The 15,682-nt window shown below is 44.3% G+C and carries 14 protein-coding genes; 6 read left to right on the top strand and 8 right to left on the bottom strand.

Features of this window, described 5'->3' with window-relative positions; translation table 11 throughout:
• Positions 1-4 precede the first annotated feature (4 nt).
• Genes uraH through xdhA form a run of 5 tightly spaced genes read right to left on the bottom strand, consistent with a single transcriptional unit; the run spans position 5 to position 5,708 of the window.
• Positions 5-337 carry a hydroxyisourate hydrolase gene (gene uraH, locus GTQ48_RS05330; protein WP_163105512.1) on the bottom strand — a complete coding sequence of 111 codons (333 nt, stop codon included), beginning with the start codon at positions 335-337 and terminating at the stop codon, positions 5-7.
• 12 nt (positions 338-349) lie between these two features.
• Positions 350-853, bottom strand: a complete 504-nt coding sequence (gene uraD, locus GTQ48_RS05325) for a 2-oxo-4-hydroxy-4-carboxy-5-ureidoimidazoline decarboxylase (protein ID WP_163105511.1) — start codon at positions 851-853, stop codon at positions 350-352.
• Positions 843-1,832 carry a xanthine dehydrogenase accessory protein XdhC gene (gene xdhC, locus GTQ48_RS05320; RefSeq protein ID WP_163105510.1) on the bottom strand — a complete coding sequence of 330 codons (990 nt, stop codon included), beginning with the start codon at positions 1,830-1,832 and terminating at the stop codon, positions 843-845. Before xdhC ends, uraD begins: the two co-directional genes overlap by 11 nt.
• Positions 1,832-4,246, bottom strand: a complete 2,415-nt coding sequence (gene xdhB, locus GTQ48_RS05315) for a xanthine dehydrogenase molybdopterin binding subunit (RefSeq protein ID WP_163105509.1) — start codon at positions 4,244-4,246, stop codon at positions 1,832-1,834. The genes xdhC and xdhB overlap by 1 nt, the downstream gene beginning before the upstream one ends.
• The gene (gene xdhA, locus GTQ48_RS05310; protein WP_163105508.1) at positions 4,239-5,708 is read right to left on the bottom strand and encodes a xanthine dehydrogenase small subunit; all 1,470 of its coding nucleotides are present in this window, start codon (positions 5,706-5,708) and stop codon (positions 4,239-4,241) included. The genes xdhB and xdhA overlap by 8 nt, the downstream gene beginning before the upstream one ends.
• Before the next feature lie 745 nt (positions 5,709-6,453).
• Between xdhA and GTQ48_RS05305 the strand changes: the two genes are divergently transcribed.
• From GTQ48_RS05305 to GTQ48_RS05295, 3 genes are all read left to right on the top strand, one after another.
• Positions 6,454-7,098 carry a TetR/AcrR family transcriptional regulator gene (locus tag GTQ48_RS05305; protein WP_163105507.1) on the top strand — a complete coding sequence of 215 codons (645 nt, stop codon included), beginning with the start codon at positions 6,454-6,456 and terminating at the stop codon, positions 7,096-7,098.
• A gap of 3 nt (positions 7,099-7,101) precedes the next feature.
• The gene (gene puuE, locus GTQ48_RS05300) at positions 7,102-8,016 is read left to right on the top strand and encodes an allantoinase PuuE (RefSeq protein WP_163105506.1); all 915 of its coding nucleotides are present in this window, start codon (positions 7,102-7,104) and stop codon (positions 8,014-8,016) included.
• A gap of 189 nt (positions 8,017-8,205) precedes the next feature.
• Positions 8,206-8,463 (top strand): DUF3862 domain-containing protein, encoded by a 258-nt coding sequence (locus tag GTQ48_RS05295; RefSeq protein ID WP_163105505.1) that lies wholly within the window; start codon positions 8,206-8,208, stop codon positions 8,461-8,463.
• Between the two features lie 70 nt (positions 8,464-8,533).
• Here the strand turns inward: GTQ48_RS05295 and GTQ48_RS05290 are convergent, their stop codons facing one another.
• Positions 8,534-9,865: an NCS2 family permease gene (locus GTQ48_RS05290; RefSeq protein WP_163105504.1), complete on the bottom strand. Its 1,332-nt coding sequence runs from the start codon at positions 9,863-9,865 to the stop codon at positions 8,534-8,536.
• A gap of 241 nt (positions 9,866-10,106) precedes the next feature.
• On the opposite strand from GTQ48_RS05290, the gene GTQ48_RS05285 reads away from it, so the two are divergent.
• Complete coding sequence (locus tag GTQ48_RS05285; RefSeq protein ID WP_163105503.1) at positions 10,107-11,117, top strand: adenosine deaminase; 1,011 nt, start codon at positions 10,107-10,109, stop codon at positions 11,115-11,117.
• Between the two features lie 83 nt (positions 11,118-11,200).
• On the opposite strand, the gene GTQ48_RS05280 is transcribed toward GTQ48_RS05285, so the two are convergent.
• Positions 11,201-11,551 (bottom strand): Hpt domain-containing protein, encoded by a 351-nt coding sequence (locus GTQ48_RS05280; protein WP_239060009.1) that lies wholly within the window; start codon positions 11,549-11,551, stop codon positions 11,201-11,203.
• Between the two features lie 460 nt (positions 11,552-12,011).
• Between GTQ48_RS05280 and GTQ48_RS05275 the strand changes: the two genes are divergently transcribed.
• A complete protein-coding gene (locus GTQ48_RS05275) occupies positions 12,012-12,944 on the top strand; it encodes a GGDEF domain-containing response regulator (RefSeq protein WP_163105501.1) in 933 nt (310 codons plus the stop codon).
• A 212-nt stretch (positions 12,945-13,156) separates the two neighbouring features.
• Positions 13,157-15,181: a response regulator gene (locus tag GTQ48_RS05270; RefSeq protein ID WP_163105500.1), complete on the top strand. Its 2,025-nt coding sequence runs from the start codon at positions 13,157-13,159 to the stop codon at positions 15,179-15,181.
• Positions 15,182-15,226: 45 nt separating this feature from the next.
• Here the strand turns inward: GTQ48_RS05270 and GTQ48_RS05265 are convergent, their stop codons facing one another.
• The gene (locus GTQ48_RS05265) at positions 15,227-15,556 is read right to left on the bottom strand and encodes a CCC motif membrane protein (RefSeq protein ID WP_163105499.1); all 330 of its coding nucleotides are present in this window, start codon (positions 15,554-15,556) and stop codon (positions 15,227-15,229) included.
• Positions 15,557-15,682: the final 126 nt, after the last annotated feature.

The raw sequence follows: 15,682 nt of genomic DNA, 5'->3' as shown, positions 1-15,682 counted from the left end.
AAATCTAGCTGCCCCTGTAACTGCTGAAACCAAACGGTGATATAAGAAGGGGAACGTGGTAGTGCCCACCTTGTTGCTCTAGCTCAAAGGTAATATCGATATGAGGATAAAAACTTTTGCCGTGATTCTCCTTTAGAAACGGCTGACAGTGAAAACGCAACGTATAGATCCCAGGCTTAAAACCTGATGCGCCATTCTCTGCCCAGCCATTAAAGCGGCCATCGTCATTAGTTACTCCCTCAGCCTTATCGCCATTTGGGTATGTAAGGGTTAATGGTATGCCCTTGGCGGGTTTTCCCAATGTGGTATCGAGTACATGACTTGATAGTGTATTCATAATTAATCCTATTTAGCTCAGCGCTTTGTAAAGTCGAAGAAGGGTGATCTTTAATTGCTCGTCCGCGGCAATGCTGATCTCTTCTTCTGTGCTGTTGGGAAGTCGTTTTTTGAGCGCATTCAACATAGTTTCGGCCGCTAGCCCGGTAGCGCAAATGATGAAAATAAAGCCGTGTTTATTAAGATACGCAATATTCTCATTTTTTAATTCATGAAGGGTTTCTTCAGAGGCTGTGTGTGCACCAGATTGTTCACCTGCGGCTATGGCTTTTGTATTTTCAAACTTCTTACGAAGCGACTCTATATTGCCAATCATGGGATGCGCTTTGAATGCGGCTAATACATTATCTCTATCACAGGCAGCCCAGGCTTTTTTGGCTTGACTCTCTAAAGCATTGATATCTGCATACGGACGAGCATTTACCATGCTATTAACCCATGTAGTAGCGGCGCAGCATTGTTCAAACCACTTAGCTGCTTTTCCATCTTCTAGACTATTAAGCTCATCAAATGTCATTAGTTTTCTCTTTTTTGCCGGCTGTATTTTCTGCATTGGCTGTTGCAGTGGCTCTTGTATCGGCACTTGTATTGGCTCTTATATTAGTCGCTGCCCTGATAGTGGTGAACGTAGATGCACTATCAGCTGTTTGAGTACTGTCTTTGTCAGATTGGCAGTGTAACAGCGCAATCAATTGGGCGCTTATAGAAACTGCCACCTCAATAGGCCGTTTTCCCGGAATCGATGGGTTGCCAATTGGAGTGTAAAGCCGCGCCAAAGCTGCATCGTCAAAACCACGATGGGACAGCTTAGTGATAAATCGTTTGGCTTTGGTCTGTGACCCAATAAGACCAACAAACGGAAGCGACGGATATTTAAGGGCTTGCTCCGTGATTCGATAATCTAATTGGTGGTCATGGGTAAGGATAACCAGCCATGAACCGGGGGCTAATTGGGCAACCTCAGTTTCAGGCTCTTGCTCAACAACAATGTTCACATTGTCTGGCAAACCGCTGTAATTAAGCGCCGAAGTATCAGCGTTATTTATTCCACTGTTGCTGAAAAGTGATTCACGGCTGTCTATCCACGTAATGTTAACAGGCAGCTGCGAAAGTATCGGTACCAGTGCTTTTGCAACGTGACCCGCGCCAAATACGGCGATGTGCTGCTGGTAGCTATTACACACATCAAATAGCACTTTTACCGCGCCCCCGCAGCACTGACCTAATTTACTGCTTAGGGGGTAGCTGCGCAGTTCAGTGAGAGGCTGGTTGCTTAAAAGAAACTCTCGCGCAGTTGCGATGGCATGGTGCTCTAAGTTTCCACCGCCAATAGTATCGATGCTCTCAGAGGCGGTAACGACCATTTTGCTGCCAGTCTCCCTTGGCGCTGAGCCTGCAACGCTGACAACGGTAACCAATACGTATGACACATTGTGCTGTTGGCATTGGGCTATCCCTTCATGCCACGTTTTTGCGCGCCAAGTAAGATTCTGCATTAGGCCTCCGACGATTTGTTTAATTCAGCGACTAAATCTGTGGGTGACGTTACAGCGTGCTTTTGCATTTCATTAATTGCATTGAGCACTCTTTCTGGTGTGGCTGGAGTATCAAGCTGTGGGTCAATAGCGTAATAAGATAAGCTAGCAATGGCGTCTTTAAGTGCACACCATACTGAAATTGCCAACATAAAAGGGGGCTCGCCAACTGCTTTAGAGTGATAAATACTGTCCTCGGCGTTTTCTTTACCATATAGCTCAACGTTAAATACCGCTGGCGTATCGCCGATGGCCGGTATCTTATAGGTCGCCATATTTTCACTGATGAGCTTTCCGCTCTCGTTCCATTTTAAGTCTTCGGTGGTGAGCCAGCCCATTCCCTGAATAAACGCACCTTCTATTTGTCCAATATCGATAGCCGGATTGAGGCTATTTCCTACGTCGTGAATAATATCTACCCTATCTACGGTGTATTCGCCGGTTAAGGTATCAATGGATACCTCGGACATGGAGACGCCATAGGCAAAATAGAAAAAAGGACGGCCCTCGCCCGTATCTCGGTTGTAGGCAAGTTTTGGAGTTTGATAAAAACCGCTTGTCGATAGCGATACGCGCTCAAAGTAAGCGGCTTGAATAAGGTCGGGAAACGTTATTTTTTCATCGCCCAACACCACGTGTCCATTTTCAAAAGTCACTTGCTCTGCAGATTCATCTTGCCCCAGTTTTTTCGCAAAACATGCTGCTAAGCGTTTTTTAAGCGTAATACAGGCGTTTTGAACTGCTTTTCCGTTAAGGTCTGTGCCACTTGATGCCGCGGTAGGCGATGTGTTCGGTACTTTATCAGTACGCGTAGAGGTCACCTCAATCATGGACAAGTCGATACCAAACTCGTTTGCTGCAATTTGACCTATCTTGGTGTGCAGGCCTTGGCCCATCTCTGTGCCACCGTGGTTAACTTGTATGCTGCCATCGGTATAAATATGCACGAGAGCGCCAGCTTGATTAAGGTGTTTAGCGGTAAATGAAATACCAAACTTCACTGGTGTTAAGGCCAGCCCTTTTTTTACTATTGGGCTGTTGCGATTAAACTTAGCGGTATCTTCTCGTCGCTGCCAGTAGTTTGCTTTGCGCTCAAGGGCGTCAATCATTTCAGGAAGCAGGTTGTGTTCTACTTCCATACCGTAAGGTGTTTTGGTGCCCGTTGATGCACCATAGAGGTTTCTTTTTCGCACTAACAGTGGGTCTATGCCGGCATGACGAGCAATTTTATCCATTATAGCTTCTGCCATGATCATGCCCTGAGGGCCGCCAAAACCTCGGTAAGCGGTATGTGATACCATATTGGTTTGCAGCCGATGGCCTACAATATCGCTGTCGCCTAAAAAGTATCCGTTGTCGACATGAAACATGGCTCTATCAACAATAGCGTCAGAAAGGTCCGGCGAATGTCCACAGATACCGTTTACTTCCATGCGTGTCGCCATAATTTTACCTTTGTCGTCAAACGCTACGTCAAAGGCGTTACTAAATGGATGGCGCTTACCGGTTACATGCATATCAACAAAACGGGGCAGCCTTAATTTTACCGCTCGCTGATTTCTGTGTGCTAATAGCGCGGCAATACACGCCCATTGAGCAGCCTGTGTTTCTTTACCGCCAAATCCACCACCCATTCTGCGCATATCTACCATGACATGGTGAAGGCGCACATCAAGCACTTCAGCAACAAGCTTTTGCACTTCACTAGGGTGCTGACTTGAGGTGTAAATATTCATGCGGTTTTCTTCGCAAGGTACGGCAAGACTCACCTGCCCCTCAAGATACATATGCTCTTGACCGCCTATATCTAACGCACCGCTTACGGTGTTTTCAGCATGCTGAAGGATGGTGTCAGGGTTACCCTGACCAAAACGGTGTGAAGGGCGTACAAATGCACTGTGTTGGTGAGCCTCTTGTGCGCTAAGGATAGCCGTTTCGCCGTCTACCGTTACTTGGCCTTTCAAGGCGGCTTGGCGGGCTGCAAATACTGAGGTGGCTAACACTGCAAACACAGGCTGGCCATAGAATTTTATTTCGCCATTGGCAAGTAACGGGTCGCCTTTAAAAACTGGCCCTATATCTTTATGGCCTGGCACGTCGTCTATGGTTACTACGTCTATAACGCCTTCGCTGGCCCGAACCGCGCTTAAGTCTATTGCTGTAATTTTACCCCTTGCGCACTGGCTAAGCCCAATCGCGGCGTAAAGGGTACCTTGGGGTTCAGTGATATCATCAACGTAATTTGCAGAGCCTTGCACTTGGCGAATGGCGCTCTCATGTTTTTGAGACGTGTGAACACGACCTGATGGCTGGCCCGTTGACGACAAGGCGTGAGACGACTGTTCAAGAGAAAGTGAATCAATGAGTTTACGCATGGTTCATCACCCGTGTCGTTATTGTTGTGTCTGATTGATTTTCTAACCAAAACCGATGCCATAAATTTGCCAGCACAGTCTTGCGGTACTCTGCTGTAGCGCGAACATCATCAATAGGCGTAAACGCATTCATCAACACTGTTTTTCCTAAATCTACGCATGCTTTACTTGAGAAGTTCTTGCCCACCAGCGCATCATGCAATGCGTTACAGCCTGCGGGAGTTGCAGCTACGCCGCCAAACCCCGCATCGACTTGCTCAATAATGCCGTGGTTAATAGTGATGTTAAAAACGGCGCATACTGCTGAGATGTCATCTTCAAAACGTTTCGATATTTTATACGCGGCAAGACGCTGGTTTGCGTTCAGAAAGGGAATTTCAATGGCAGCAATCCATTCATCACTTTTTAGAGCGGTTTCTCTGTAGCCCACAAAAAACTCTGTTACAGGGATTGTGCGTTTTTGTATTCCGTTATCGACCAAAATTGCTGCGTTAAGCGCAATCAATGCGGGCGGCATATCGCCAATGGGAGATGCGTTAGCAACATTACCACCCAAGGTTGCCTGATTTCTGATTGGCAGCGAAGCAAAGCGAGTGATCAATTCTGCCAGCTGCGGAAAGTGTTTTAACAGCGCCGGCGTGATGTCCTTGATGGGATTGGCTGCACCAATAATGAGAGAATGCGACGTTGTGGTGCAAGCTTTTAATTCATCCATGTGCGATAAACTTATTAGCGTATCGATACTTTTTAACTGCTGGGTGAAGGTTAAACTTAAATCTGTACTGCCAGACACTAACATAGCCGTTGGATTGTCTTTTATCGCCTTTGCTAAAGATTTACGATTTCGAGGCATGATCAGGTTCCTAGTACCTGCGTGATCGTTGCCTGCATGATCACCGCCTGCGCTATCTCTAGTAACTATCGCCTTTAAGGTGCTTAATGTTGAAGACGTATTGCGCGTAAACTCATCATCAGCTTGCTGTTCACAGACTGCTAGTGTTGCGTCAATAATGGGGCGATAGCCGGTGCAGCGACACAAATTACCCGATAGGGCATGTAGCACATCGTCTCTATTCGGTAAGCTGTTTGTATGATAGAGCGCGAACATTGACATAATAAAGCCGGGTGTACAAAAACCACATTGTGAGCCGTGATGATCAACAAGGGCCTGTTGCACCCGGTGCAGAGCAGCGCCATTACTTAGGTGTTCAACAAAAATAAGTTGTTTAGCATGCACCGCGCTCATAAGCGTTATACAGCTATTTACGGTTCTGTAATGAAGCGCCGAAAAATCGGCGTTGGGCTCGGCAAGAACAACGGTGCAAGCACCGCAATCACCTGCGGCACAGCCTTCTTTTGTACCGGTTTTATGTCGATATTCACGTATGAATTGAAGCAGCGTAAGATCGGCTCTTACGTCCTCTATCTCAACACTTTCTTGGTTAATGAGGAAGCGAATCATACGTACACCTTGTTATTGTTTTCATAATATTTTCCCACTAGCTGTATTTATCGCAAACACGGCTTCTTATAAGCTTTTTAGTAAGGCCCGCTTTTCAACAAAACTGCCTTTGAATACAGCTCCCCTTAATATAGCTGTCTTTTTAGTAAAAAAGTAGACCATGTGGTCAATTTTTTGCTTATAAAAAAAGCCAGACTAAGGCGTTCTAGTCATTGGCTATTATTATTCGGATTGAGGCAGTTTTTAGTTAGTAATATCTGCGCTTAACGCTTTTCGACAGTTGCTAGATAAAAGGGCAGCTATGAATGCAAGGTGATTGCAGCAAGATTCATGCTAGTTTAGTGCTAGCTTGAAGAGAATAGTCGACATGGCCAGAAACAGTGCGTGCTCCAACATGATGAACATGCAATAGACGGGTAATTATCTATGCAAACTGGTATAAAGCGACAGGCTACAAACAATAAATGGGTTAATACACTGGCAGTTATATAGGGCTATTTTTGTTTCGAGCTATCAATATTTATAGCGGGCTGTGTTTGTTTATATCGATCTACAAGGTGCTTTTTGGGCTGATATTTGCTTAGGACTAGCGTTAATTCATGCTAACGTAAGCCTATTAAAGTGCAAAAATTCGCAGTAACATTTATATCGTTAGGGTACACGCGTTATCGGTAAGTACGCTAGCGGTGTACATTGATGACGCGAATTGCGCTTGCATAATGTTTTGCAAAGGAAATTAATAATAATGATAAAGGTAAGAAGCTCCGAGGCGGGAGTTGGGGCTGCTAATCGAAGAAAAATACTTCAGGCTGCTGAAAAGTGCTTCGCTCAATTTGGTTTTAAAGGTACTGCTGTACAGAAAATAGCTGATGAAGCAGGCTTACCGAAGACCAACGTTCTCTACTATTTTAAAACTAAGCAAGACCTCTACGTAGCGGTATTAGAAGAAACATTGTCGCTGTGGAACTCTCATTTCGATAAGGCGACAGTAGAGGACGACCCTGCTGATGTATTGTCAGTATACATCGCTGAAAAGATGGAAGTTTCTCGTCTCCACCCATTGGCTTCAAAGATATTTGCAATGGAAATTATCAACGGCGCTCAAAACCTAAGCGGTTACTTTGATGAAGAGCATGCACGTTGGATGGAAGGGCGAGTAGAGCTTATTAACGCATGGATAAATGCTGGAAAGCTTAGAAAGTTGAACCCTGAGTATTTACTCTACAGTATCTGGGCGAGTACTCAGCACTATGCTGATTTTTCTGCGCAAATTACTCGCTTGCGAGGTAAAAAAATGAATAAAGCCGATTTTGAGCAAGCGACAAAAGAGGTCGTGCACCTCGTGCTTGGCGGTTGCGGTTTGTCAGTACCTGAAGAGTTTACACACTAGCATATGACAACATCTACTTACCCTCGAGATCTCATTGGTTATGGGCAGCACACACCGAAAGCAAACTGGCCAGGTGATGGCAAAATCGCCCTTCAGTTTGTCATTAACTATGAAGAAGGCGGTGAAAACTGTGTGCTTCATGGGGACGAATCATCAGAAGTGTTTCTATCGGAAATAATTGGTGCACAAGCGTATCAAGACCGCCATCTTAGTATGGAATCACTATACGAATACGGAAGCAGGGCCGGATTTTGGCGTTTGCATCGATTGTTTACTCAGCATGATATACCTGTAACGGTATTTGGCGTTACCATGGCAATGCAGCGTCACCCCGAAGCGGTTAAGGCAATGCTAGACGCTGGCTGGGAAATTGCTAGTCACGGAATGCGCTGGATTCATTATCAGGATATGAGTGAAGAGCAAGAGCGCAAGGAAATTGACGAAGCTATTGTTTTGCACGAGCAATTAACCGGCAAAAAGCCTGTTGGTTGGTATACCGGTCGTACAAGTCCTAATACGCTAAAGCTTATTGCTGAGCGAGACGACATTCTTTACTGCGCCGATTCTTACGCCGATGACTTGCCGTATTTCGACCATCACTACAGCAAACCCTTGCTGATGGTGCCATACACGTTAGATACCAATGACATGCGCTTTGCTTCACCCCAGGGCTTTAACAGCGGTGAGCAGTTTTTTACCTATTTAAAAGATGCGTTCGACGTGTTGTGGGAAGAGGGCAGTGAATCCCCCAAAATGCTGTCCATTGGTTTGCACAATCGAATTATTGGGCGTCCAGCTAGACTGGCGGCGTTGAAACGGTTTATTGAATACGTGAAATCCCACGACAAAGTATGGATTGCCACTAGAGAGGATATTGCAAAACACTGGCTCAGTGAGCATCCAGACACTTCTCAGTAAGCAAACTCATAGATTCGACAAAACGCCATATGACAGTGAGCGATATGGCAAAAACTACCGTGACAGAAACTCTGTGATAAAAACATCGTATGGCAGAAAGTGGTATTAGGTATATCGGGGGCGTAAAAGCAGCCACTAGGCTTTACGTTTAACGCTTTTACGCTATCTTTAATAAAAGAGGACACCAATATGAAACTTAAAACGATAGCTTTGGTTGTAGGTATGCTCGCTCTCACTGCGTGCTCTAAACTGTCGAAAGAGAACTACGACAGTTTGGAAATGGGTATGACGCAAAAGGAAGTGGAAAGCATCATAGGCTCTGCGGATAAATGCGGTAAAACCATGGGTACTATGGCGTGTACTTGGGGAAATGAGGAGTCTAGCTACATAAAGATTGTATTTATGGCAGATAAAGCAGTGACATTTAATTATAGCGGCTTGAAGTAACACGTACTTCTCGCCGCTGTTTACCGCGCTCAGGCTGTTTTCTGCGCTCAGGCTGTTTCTCACACTCGGACTATTTTAAATCTAACACGTATCTGAGTACAAAGACCGCCGCAAGACAATAGGTGAGCCAGGTCACTTCTTTAAACTTGCCCGTGCCTATTTTTATCCCCACATAGGTGATAAACCCTAGTGCTATCCCCTCGCTGATGCTAAAGGTAAGAGGCATTGCGATAAGTGCTACCGACGCTGTCGCCAAATCCCCGAGGTCGTCAAAATCTAGCTGTCGAATGGACTCCATCATAAGAATACCCACCATGAGAAGCGCAGGGGTAGTCGCCATCAGAGGAATAACTTTCATCAATGGCGTAAGAAATAGCGACAGCACAAAACAGGCCGACACAACCACGGCAGTCAAACCGGTACGACCGCCAGCAGAAACACCGGTGGCAGATTCCACATAGCTTGTCACCGGTGAAGTGCCTACTAATGCACCCACGACACTGGCAGATGCATCCGCTGTCATTGCGGGTCCTATTTTAGGGAGCCTTCCATCGTCGGTAAGTAGGTTAGCTTTGCGCGACACGCCAATGAGCGTTCCGATGGTATCAAACATGTTGACGAACATAAGTGCAAAAATAAGATCCCATGTTTGTGCTAAATGGTCGATGGGATACCAGAAATCCATGGCGAAAAAAGTGTTTGAAATTGATTCGGGCATACCCACAATAGCTGAAGGTGTTTGAGTCAGGGTGCCAGATTCAGTGGGAATAAACGCACCAATAACGGTCAATGTGACAATGGAAATAAGTATGCCGCCCGTGATTTTTTTAATCATTAGCACAATGGTGAAAATAATGCCCATTAACGCCAACAATACAGCGGGGTTTGATAAGTCGCCGAGTTGCACAAAGGTGGCGGGGTTATCAACAATAAGCTCTGCATTTTTCAAACCGATAAATGCGATGAAAAGCCCAATGCCGCACTGAACACCTATTTTAAGTGCTGGCGGGATAGATTCGGCAATTTTTGTTCGTACTCCAGTTAGCGATAATATTAAAAACAGTATACCGTTGTAAAAAACGATACCGAGGGCAGCCTCCCAGGGAACCTCTCTACCTAGGCAAATAGTAAAGGCAAAAAAAGCATTCAAGCCCATCCCTGGTGCTAAAGCAATAGGGTAATTGGTCATTAGCGCCATTAGCAAAGTGCCTAGGCAGGCCGCTATTGCCGTAACGGTAATAAGCCCTTCTACAGGCATGCCGCTTAGGCCTAAAATGCCCGGGTTAACCACTAATATATAAGACATTGCGGCAAAGGTGGTGAGGCCAGCAATGACTTCTGTTCTAATAGTTGTGCCATGCTGCTGAAGTTTGAAAAGCCGCTCTAGGAGTTGATTGAACATCTAATAATCTCTGTGTTGTGTCTGTTATTATTTTCTTTGTTGATATCACATGCACAAGCAATTAACTGACCAACTAGTCAATGTGTTGGTGCGTTTCGTGCTAGCTTCTATTTATGTAGCTCTGTTTCTCATCAAAAACCTGAATTTGTTAATAAATTTCTACAAAGACACAATCAGATATAAACTATAATGCACCATTATTGTTAGTTTGCATTTATTTGGTGCGGTAAAGTGAGGTGCCATGTCGTTAATCGATACTATAAAAAAGACCCCCAAGGCAGAGTTACACCTTCATATAGAAGGAAGTTTAACGCCAGAACTGATGTGGGATCTTGCTGCTAAGCACAGTGTATCACTTCCCTACAATAGCGTGGAAGAGATAGCCGCGGCATACAATTTCTCCGATTTACAGAGTTTCCTAGACCTCTATTACGCAGGTGCGGGCGTATTGATAGATGAAGATGATTTTTATCAGCTGATGTGGGCCTACTTATCTCGCTGCCATGAAGAAAATATCGTTCACACCGAAATAATGTTCGACCCTCAAACTCACACAGAGCGCGGAATAGAGTTCGCAACTTTCATGGCGGGCTTTCTGCGCGCTATGAAGGATGCTGAGGAACAATTTGGTATCTCTAGTTACCTTATTATGTCTTTCTTACGTCATTTGCCTGAGTCCTCGGCGTTTGCAACCTTAGAACAGGCAAAGCCGTATTTTTCGGATATTCACGCCGTTGGGCTCGATAGTTCCGAATTAGGCCATCCGCCATCAAAGTTTGAGCGCGTTTTTAAGCAGGCCAAGCAACATGGCTTTAAAATAGTGGCTCATGCGGGTGAAGAAGGGCCTGCTTCCTATATCTGGGAAGCCATTAATTTGCTTGAGGTGGATAGAATAGATCACGGCGTGAGGTGTCAAGAAGACGCAGAGTTGATGACTTACTTAAAAGAAAAGCAAATACCGCTTACTGTTTGCCCTTTAAGTAACCTTAAACTGTGCGTGATTGATGATATGAAGCAGCACAATATACTTACGCTGCTTGAAGAGGGATTGCTGGTAACTGTGAACTCAGATGACCCTACTTATTTTGGCGGGTTCTTAAACGATAATTTTATCGCCCTTAGCGAATCTCTTGGCATTAATGAAGAGCACGTGAAAGCACTGGCGAAAAATAGCTTTATCGCTAGCTTTTTACCAGAGGATAAAAAGCGTCAGTACATTAATAAGGTTGATGATGACGATTTTAGAAAATAAGCAGGTCTTTTATACCAGTGCGTTTAGATAATTGCTCACTCGGTGGGTAACTATCTATGCGGACTGGGATTGACGGACTGGTATTACAGGCCCTTTTCCATTTTCGCAATGGTTGCTTTTATTACCGCGTCCAGGTTTTCAGCTTCGCTAGCCACTTTATCCATAGCATTTTCCTTGGCGAATAGCTCGATGTTGGATGCTTTCTCTCGCACGGCATCCGCGCCCACATCACCGGATAAACCTTTTAGGGAGTGGCTTTGCAAACGAATCTCATCCAAATTCATTGCGTTGATGGCGGCAACAAGCTGCTGTTGTTTCAGATTCACTTGGTCTAAATACATACCAACAATACGATTTAGGAGAGTTTCATTTCCTCCTAATCTGGCTAAGGCCTCTTCTGCGTTCCATAAATTTGCTTGAGTATCTGCGGTCATTGCAAAACCTTTCATGTGTCTAGTAGTACTTTGATGAGATGACGATAGCAAAAAAAAGAAGAAATTGCAGAAGATTTGAAGAGTTGCAGTAAAGATCAGCACGCCCTAGTTAGCAAATAGAAATAAGAATAAATTTTAAGAGTATCTATCATTTAGATACAACAAAAGGCTTTTGCTTGCCTGTTACGTCAAGTTAAATACGTCACGTATTTGTTGTTGTAATTTTTTGTTATTTCCTTTTATACCCTTCACAGTTTTATATTATTTTCAATAACGTAACGTCGCAGTACGATGAGAGAAGAGTTAATGTGGGTGAGCTCTACTGCGTTAGCCGAGCATTATTGTTAGACTTATGTATAATATGAGTTGAATGTCTTTATTTTATCAATTTCAGAACAGGGCTTTTTGTGACGCATTTTATTTTATCTATTATTCCAACATACTGCTGTTCAAATACATAATGTTAGCAAAAATAAAATCCTTTTCAGAGTGTAAGGTCTTAATCGTCGATGATGAGATTGCAAGCCGTATATTGCTAGAATCTATTCTGGAGAGCTTCGTGGTGTGCCAAACCGCAAGTAGTGGTCGTGAGGCAATACAAAAATGCCGACAAGACGTGCCGGATCTAGTGCTACTTGATATGAACATGCCGGATAAAAATGGCTTGGAAGTATGCCAAGCGCTCAGAGTTTTTCCTGAGACCGCTTCTGTTCCAATTATTTTTGTTACCGCGACCATGGACGTGCAAGTTGAAAATGCCTGCTGGGAAGTAGGCGCTTCCGATTTTGTAATGAAGCCCGTAAATGCGTCAACGTTGACTCACCGCATTAAAACTCATCTAGAGAACAAAACTCGTACTGAATATTTGGAAAGTATGGTTTATCACGACCAGCTTACTGGGCTGTATAATCGTTCGTACTTAGCAAAAGAGATTCCGAAAACGATAAAACAAGTGGCAAGAGATAAGGACAGTATTGGCATTATCGTTATTGATATCGACCGTTTTAAGCTGTTTAACGATAACTACGGTCACCTTGATGGTGATATTTGCTTGCAACGTGTTGCTTCTATCATTGAAAACACGGTTAAACGACCGAAAGATGCGGTTATACGTTTTGGCGGTGAAGAGTTCTTGGTGATATTGCCCTATGTCGATGAAACCGGTGCTGGCTTTGTTGCCGAGCAAATCGTGAAGGCTGTAAGCAAAGCTAAAATTACTCATGAATATGGCCTTGATGGCATAGTGACTATCAGCGCCGGGTATGCCACAAAACCCGCCCGTGAATTTATTGATTCAAGCGCAACTTCCTTGATTAAGGAAGCCGATATGGCGCTATTTGAAGCTAAAGATACGGGGCGGAATCAAGCGAAGGGTTTTTCACCCTCACTGTAATGTTTCCGCCTGCAAATTAACGTAATTAGCGGTATAAAATCACGCCTTCTAAAAGCTTTATATCTATCCTATTGTTTAATATTAACGGTGGGTGTTTGCTAGTAACCTAGGCTTCTGTATGAAATATTATTTGGTCACCTGACAAAGGAAAATGTCATTGTGCAGATTACTGCGTTGCGGGTGTTTAACGAGTGGTTTAAAGGTTTACTTAAATGATTTTTTACGACGAGCAGTCTAATCTAAATGCGTTATTAGGAGAGCAGTTAAAAGAAACGTTCCAGCGAATTGTTAAAATTGCAGCGAAAACAATGAATGTCTTTCAGTGCGCAATTGTGTGTTTAGATAAAGACACGGTAGAGGTTGTCGCAAAAGCCTCATCAGCTCACGCACCCTCGTTTTCAGTTATTCCCTCTTTTGCAGGTGGTTTTTCACCAAACAGCCGTTTTCCAGTAGACAGTAATTTCCCCTCGTCCAGTATAGAGGCCACTATCGTGTTTAAGCAGTGGGTAAAAACCTACTTCGACGCAAATACGTTCATTCGCGGTAAAGCACACATATTAGATGATAAATGCATTTTTGTTGTGGCAATAAACGTTGATCCCAAACGCAAGGATGACGCTGATAAGCTCTTGCTTCTCGATGAATGGTTAAGCACAGAACTGTCTAAGTTTGATATCGAAAAAGCAGATAATAAACAAAACACCCTATATGAAAAACTTCAAAGCGTTGCCAATATAGGCACGTGGGAAGTTGAGTTTGCGACGAATACACTCAGTTGGTCGTCACAAACGAGAAAGATCCACGAAGTTGACAGTGACTTTACCCCCACATTAGATTCTGCCATCGAGTTTTATAGGGAAGGTTTCGACCGGGACGAAATTTCTCGTATTGTGGCTCATACCGTAGAAACTGGCGAACCTTGGAGCTCTACCTTGAGGCTGGTTACTGCAAAAGGAAATACCGTATGGATTGAAACCCACGGTATGGCCGAAATGCAAAATGGCGAGTGCCTGCGATTATTTGGAACTTGCCAGAACGTGAATAAAGCCGTGGAACTGCGACTTGCATTGGACCAAAAGCGCAAAGAAGCAGAGGCCGTTGCAGCTGAGAAAGGCGCACTGCTTGCCAGAGTCAGCCACGAGCTAAAAACGCCATTAAACGGCATAGTCGGTATGCTAGAAGCACTGAAGCACGAGCAGCATGGTGGTCGACGCGAGAAAAAAGCAGACTTTGCCCTTCGCAGTGCAGACCGATTAGGTAATCTAATTAATGATGTGGTGGATTATACTGCCATCATCAATCAGGATTTCACGCTGGAGACTACTCCGTTTTGTATTAAAGCGCTTCTTGATGACGTGGTAGGTATACTTGAAATGCGCTGCGAAGAGCGGGGCATAAGTTTTAATACGTCTTTAGAATTTGGGTCAGAAACCTACATTCAGGGTGATGCGGCGCGAATGGCACAAGTGGTTAAAAATGTTGCCTCATTTATCATTAAGCGCTCAGAGCTTAATGGCCTCACTATACACGTAGCCTTATTGCACAAAAAAGATAACGCGGTTTTTCATGCCTCTATTGAAGGTTCAGGGCCGGCAATGAGCGAACCTGCAATGCGGGAACTCTTTAAACCCCTAATGAGTGCCCCCCAGGAATCTTCAGAATCGCGTAATGACAATGGTTTGGCATTATCCACAGCTAAGCAATTGGTAACTAAAATGGAAGGCGAACTTAGCGTTAGCTCAGTTGAACATCGGGGTACGTGTTTCGATATTGTTATGCCTGTTCAAGTTGTGCAAAACACCCAAGATGTTATTGAGTCAGAAGTCGTGTTCTCTTCAGATTTGTTGCGCACTACGATTAACGTGCTCATTGTTGACGACAACGATATCAACAGGCTTGTGCTGTCATCTATGTTTGAAGACTTTCATTTTGTTGTAGATATGGCTGAAAATGGGCAAATTGCGCTTGAGAAGGCTAGAGACAAGCAGTACGACCTCATATTGATGGATTTAGCCATGCCGGTGCTTGATGGCTATGGCGCAACTAACGGGATCCTTTCTGAAAAGCTACTGTCTGAAGTTGGTCGTATAGTAGCGGTAACTGCGCATACAGCACCTGGTGATAGAAAAGCGTGCTTTGAGGCTGGTATGACTGGCTTCTTGAGCAAGCCAGTTGCCAAAAACGACGTGTTATCTCATGTGAAACAAACGCTAATTAGCAAATTGACTTTTGCCTAAATCGTTGTGTAAGCATTTATTAGCTTAGAGACTGCAGCCTTTAAGCTAATAGTCGCGACCGTTTTCTAACCCTTCATTCCACTTGCGAACAAATTCATCTGACCATGCATCCCAGCCGATAGTTGACAGTGTCCAAATGGTAACGCCAAGAATGATCACATTGAGTACTAAACCAATAATGGCGATGATTTTTGCTTTGTTAACTTTACCAATGTTGTTGTATTCATCAGGGGCTTGCGCATAAGTTCGTTGAGACTTTATCGATAGTATTAAGGCAGCAAGTGCCAACACCACAGTGAAACCACCGAAAATAAAAAGAAAACAGCTGAGCATGGCAAGCCAGTAGATAAGGCCGCTATAGGGCAATTTGTTCATTTTGTGTCTCAACGATTATTATTGTCTTTCCTTGATGGTTTATTTTTAATCGATTGACAGGGCGGTGTAAAGCGAAAAGTGGCCGAGCTGCTGCTTTTGCTTTCCTCAACTAGGACTACTACCGCA

This window comes from Alteromonas genovensis, from assembly GCF_010500895.1.
Classification (GTDB): domain Bacteria; phylum Pseudomonadota; class Gammaproteobacteria; order Enterobacterales; family Alteromonadaceae; genus Alteromonas; species Alteromonas genovensis.
This window is presented reverse-complemented; position numbering and strand designations above follow the sequence as displayed.

Bases quoted from the DNA above. Each gene is read 5' to 3' on its own strand.
- GTQ48_RS05270 (WP_163105500.1), top strand. From the start codon at position 13,157: ATGATTTTTTACGACGAGCAGTCTAATCTAAATGCGTTATTAGGAGAG.
- uraD (WP_163105511.1), bottom strand. From the start codon at position 853: ATGACATTTGATGAGCTTAATAGTCTAGAAGATGGAAAAGCAGCTAAG.
- GTQ48_RS05305 (WP_163105507.1), top strand. From the start codon at position 6,454: ATGATAAAGGTAAGAAGCTCCGAGGCGGGAGTTGGGGCTGCTAATCGA.
- xdhB (WP_163105509.1), bottom strand. From the start codon at position 4,246: ATGCGTAAACTCATTGATTCACTTTCTCTTGAACAGTCGTCTCACGCC.
- xdhC (WP_163105510.1), bottom strand. From the start codon at position 1,832: ATGCAGAATCTTACTTGGCGCGCAAAAACGTGGCATGAAGGGATAGCC.
- xdhA (WP_163105508.1), bottom strand. From the start codon at position 5,708: ATGATTCGCTTCCTCATTAACCAAGAAAGTGTTGAGATAGAGGACGTA.
- GTQ48_RS05285 (WP_163105503.1), top strand. From the start codon at position 10,107: ATGTCGTTAATCGATACTATAAAAAAGACCCCCAAGGCAGAGTTACAC.
- GTQ48_RS05280 (WP_239060009.1), bottom strand. From the start codon at position 11,551: ATGACCGCAGATACTCAAGCAAATTTATGGAACGCAGAAGAGGCCTTA.
- GTQ48_RS05290 (WP_163105504.1), bottom strand. From the start codon at position 9,865: ATGTTCAATCAACTCCTAGAGCGGCTTTTCAAACTTCAGCAGCATGGC.
- GTQ48_RS05275 (WP_163105501.1), top strand. From the start codon at position 12,012: ATGTTAGCAAAAATAAAATCCTTTTCAGAGTGTAAGGTCTTAATCGTC.
- puuE (WP_163105506.1), top strand. From the start codon at position 7,102: ATGACAACATCTACTTACCCTCGAGATCTCATTGGTTATGGGCAGCAC.
- uraH (WP_163105512.1), bottom strand. From the start codon at position 337: ATGAATACACTATCAAGTCATGTACTCGATACCACATTGGGAAAACCC.
- GTQ48_RS05265 (WP_163105499.1), bottom strand. From the start codon at position 15,556: ATGAACAAATTGCCCTATAGCGGCCTTATCTACTGGCTTGCCATGCTC.
- GTQ48_RS05295 (WP_163105505.1), top strand. From the start codon at position 8,206: ATGAAACTTAAAACGATAGCTTTGGTTGTAGGTATGCTCGCTCTCACT.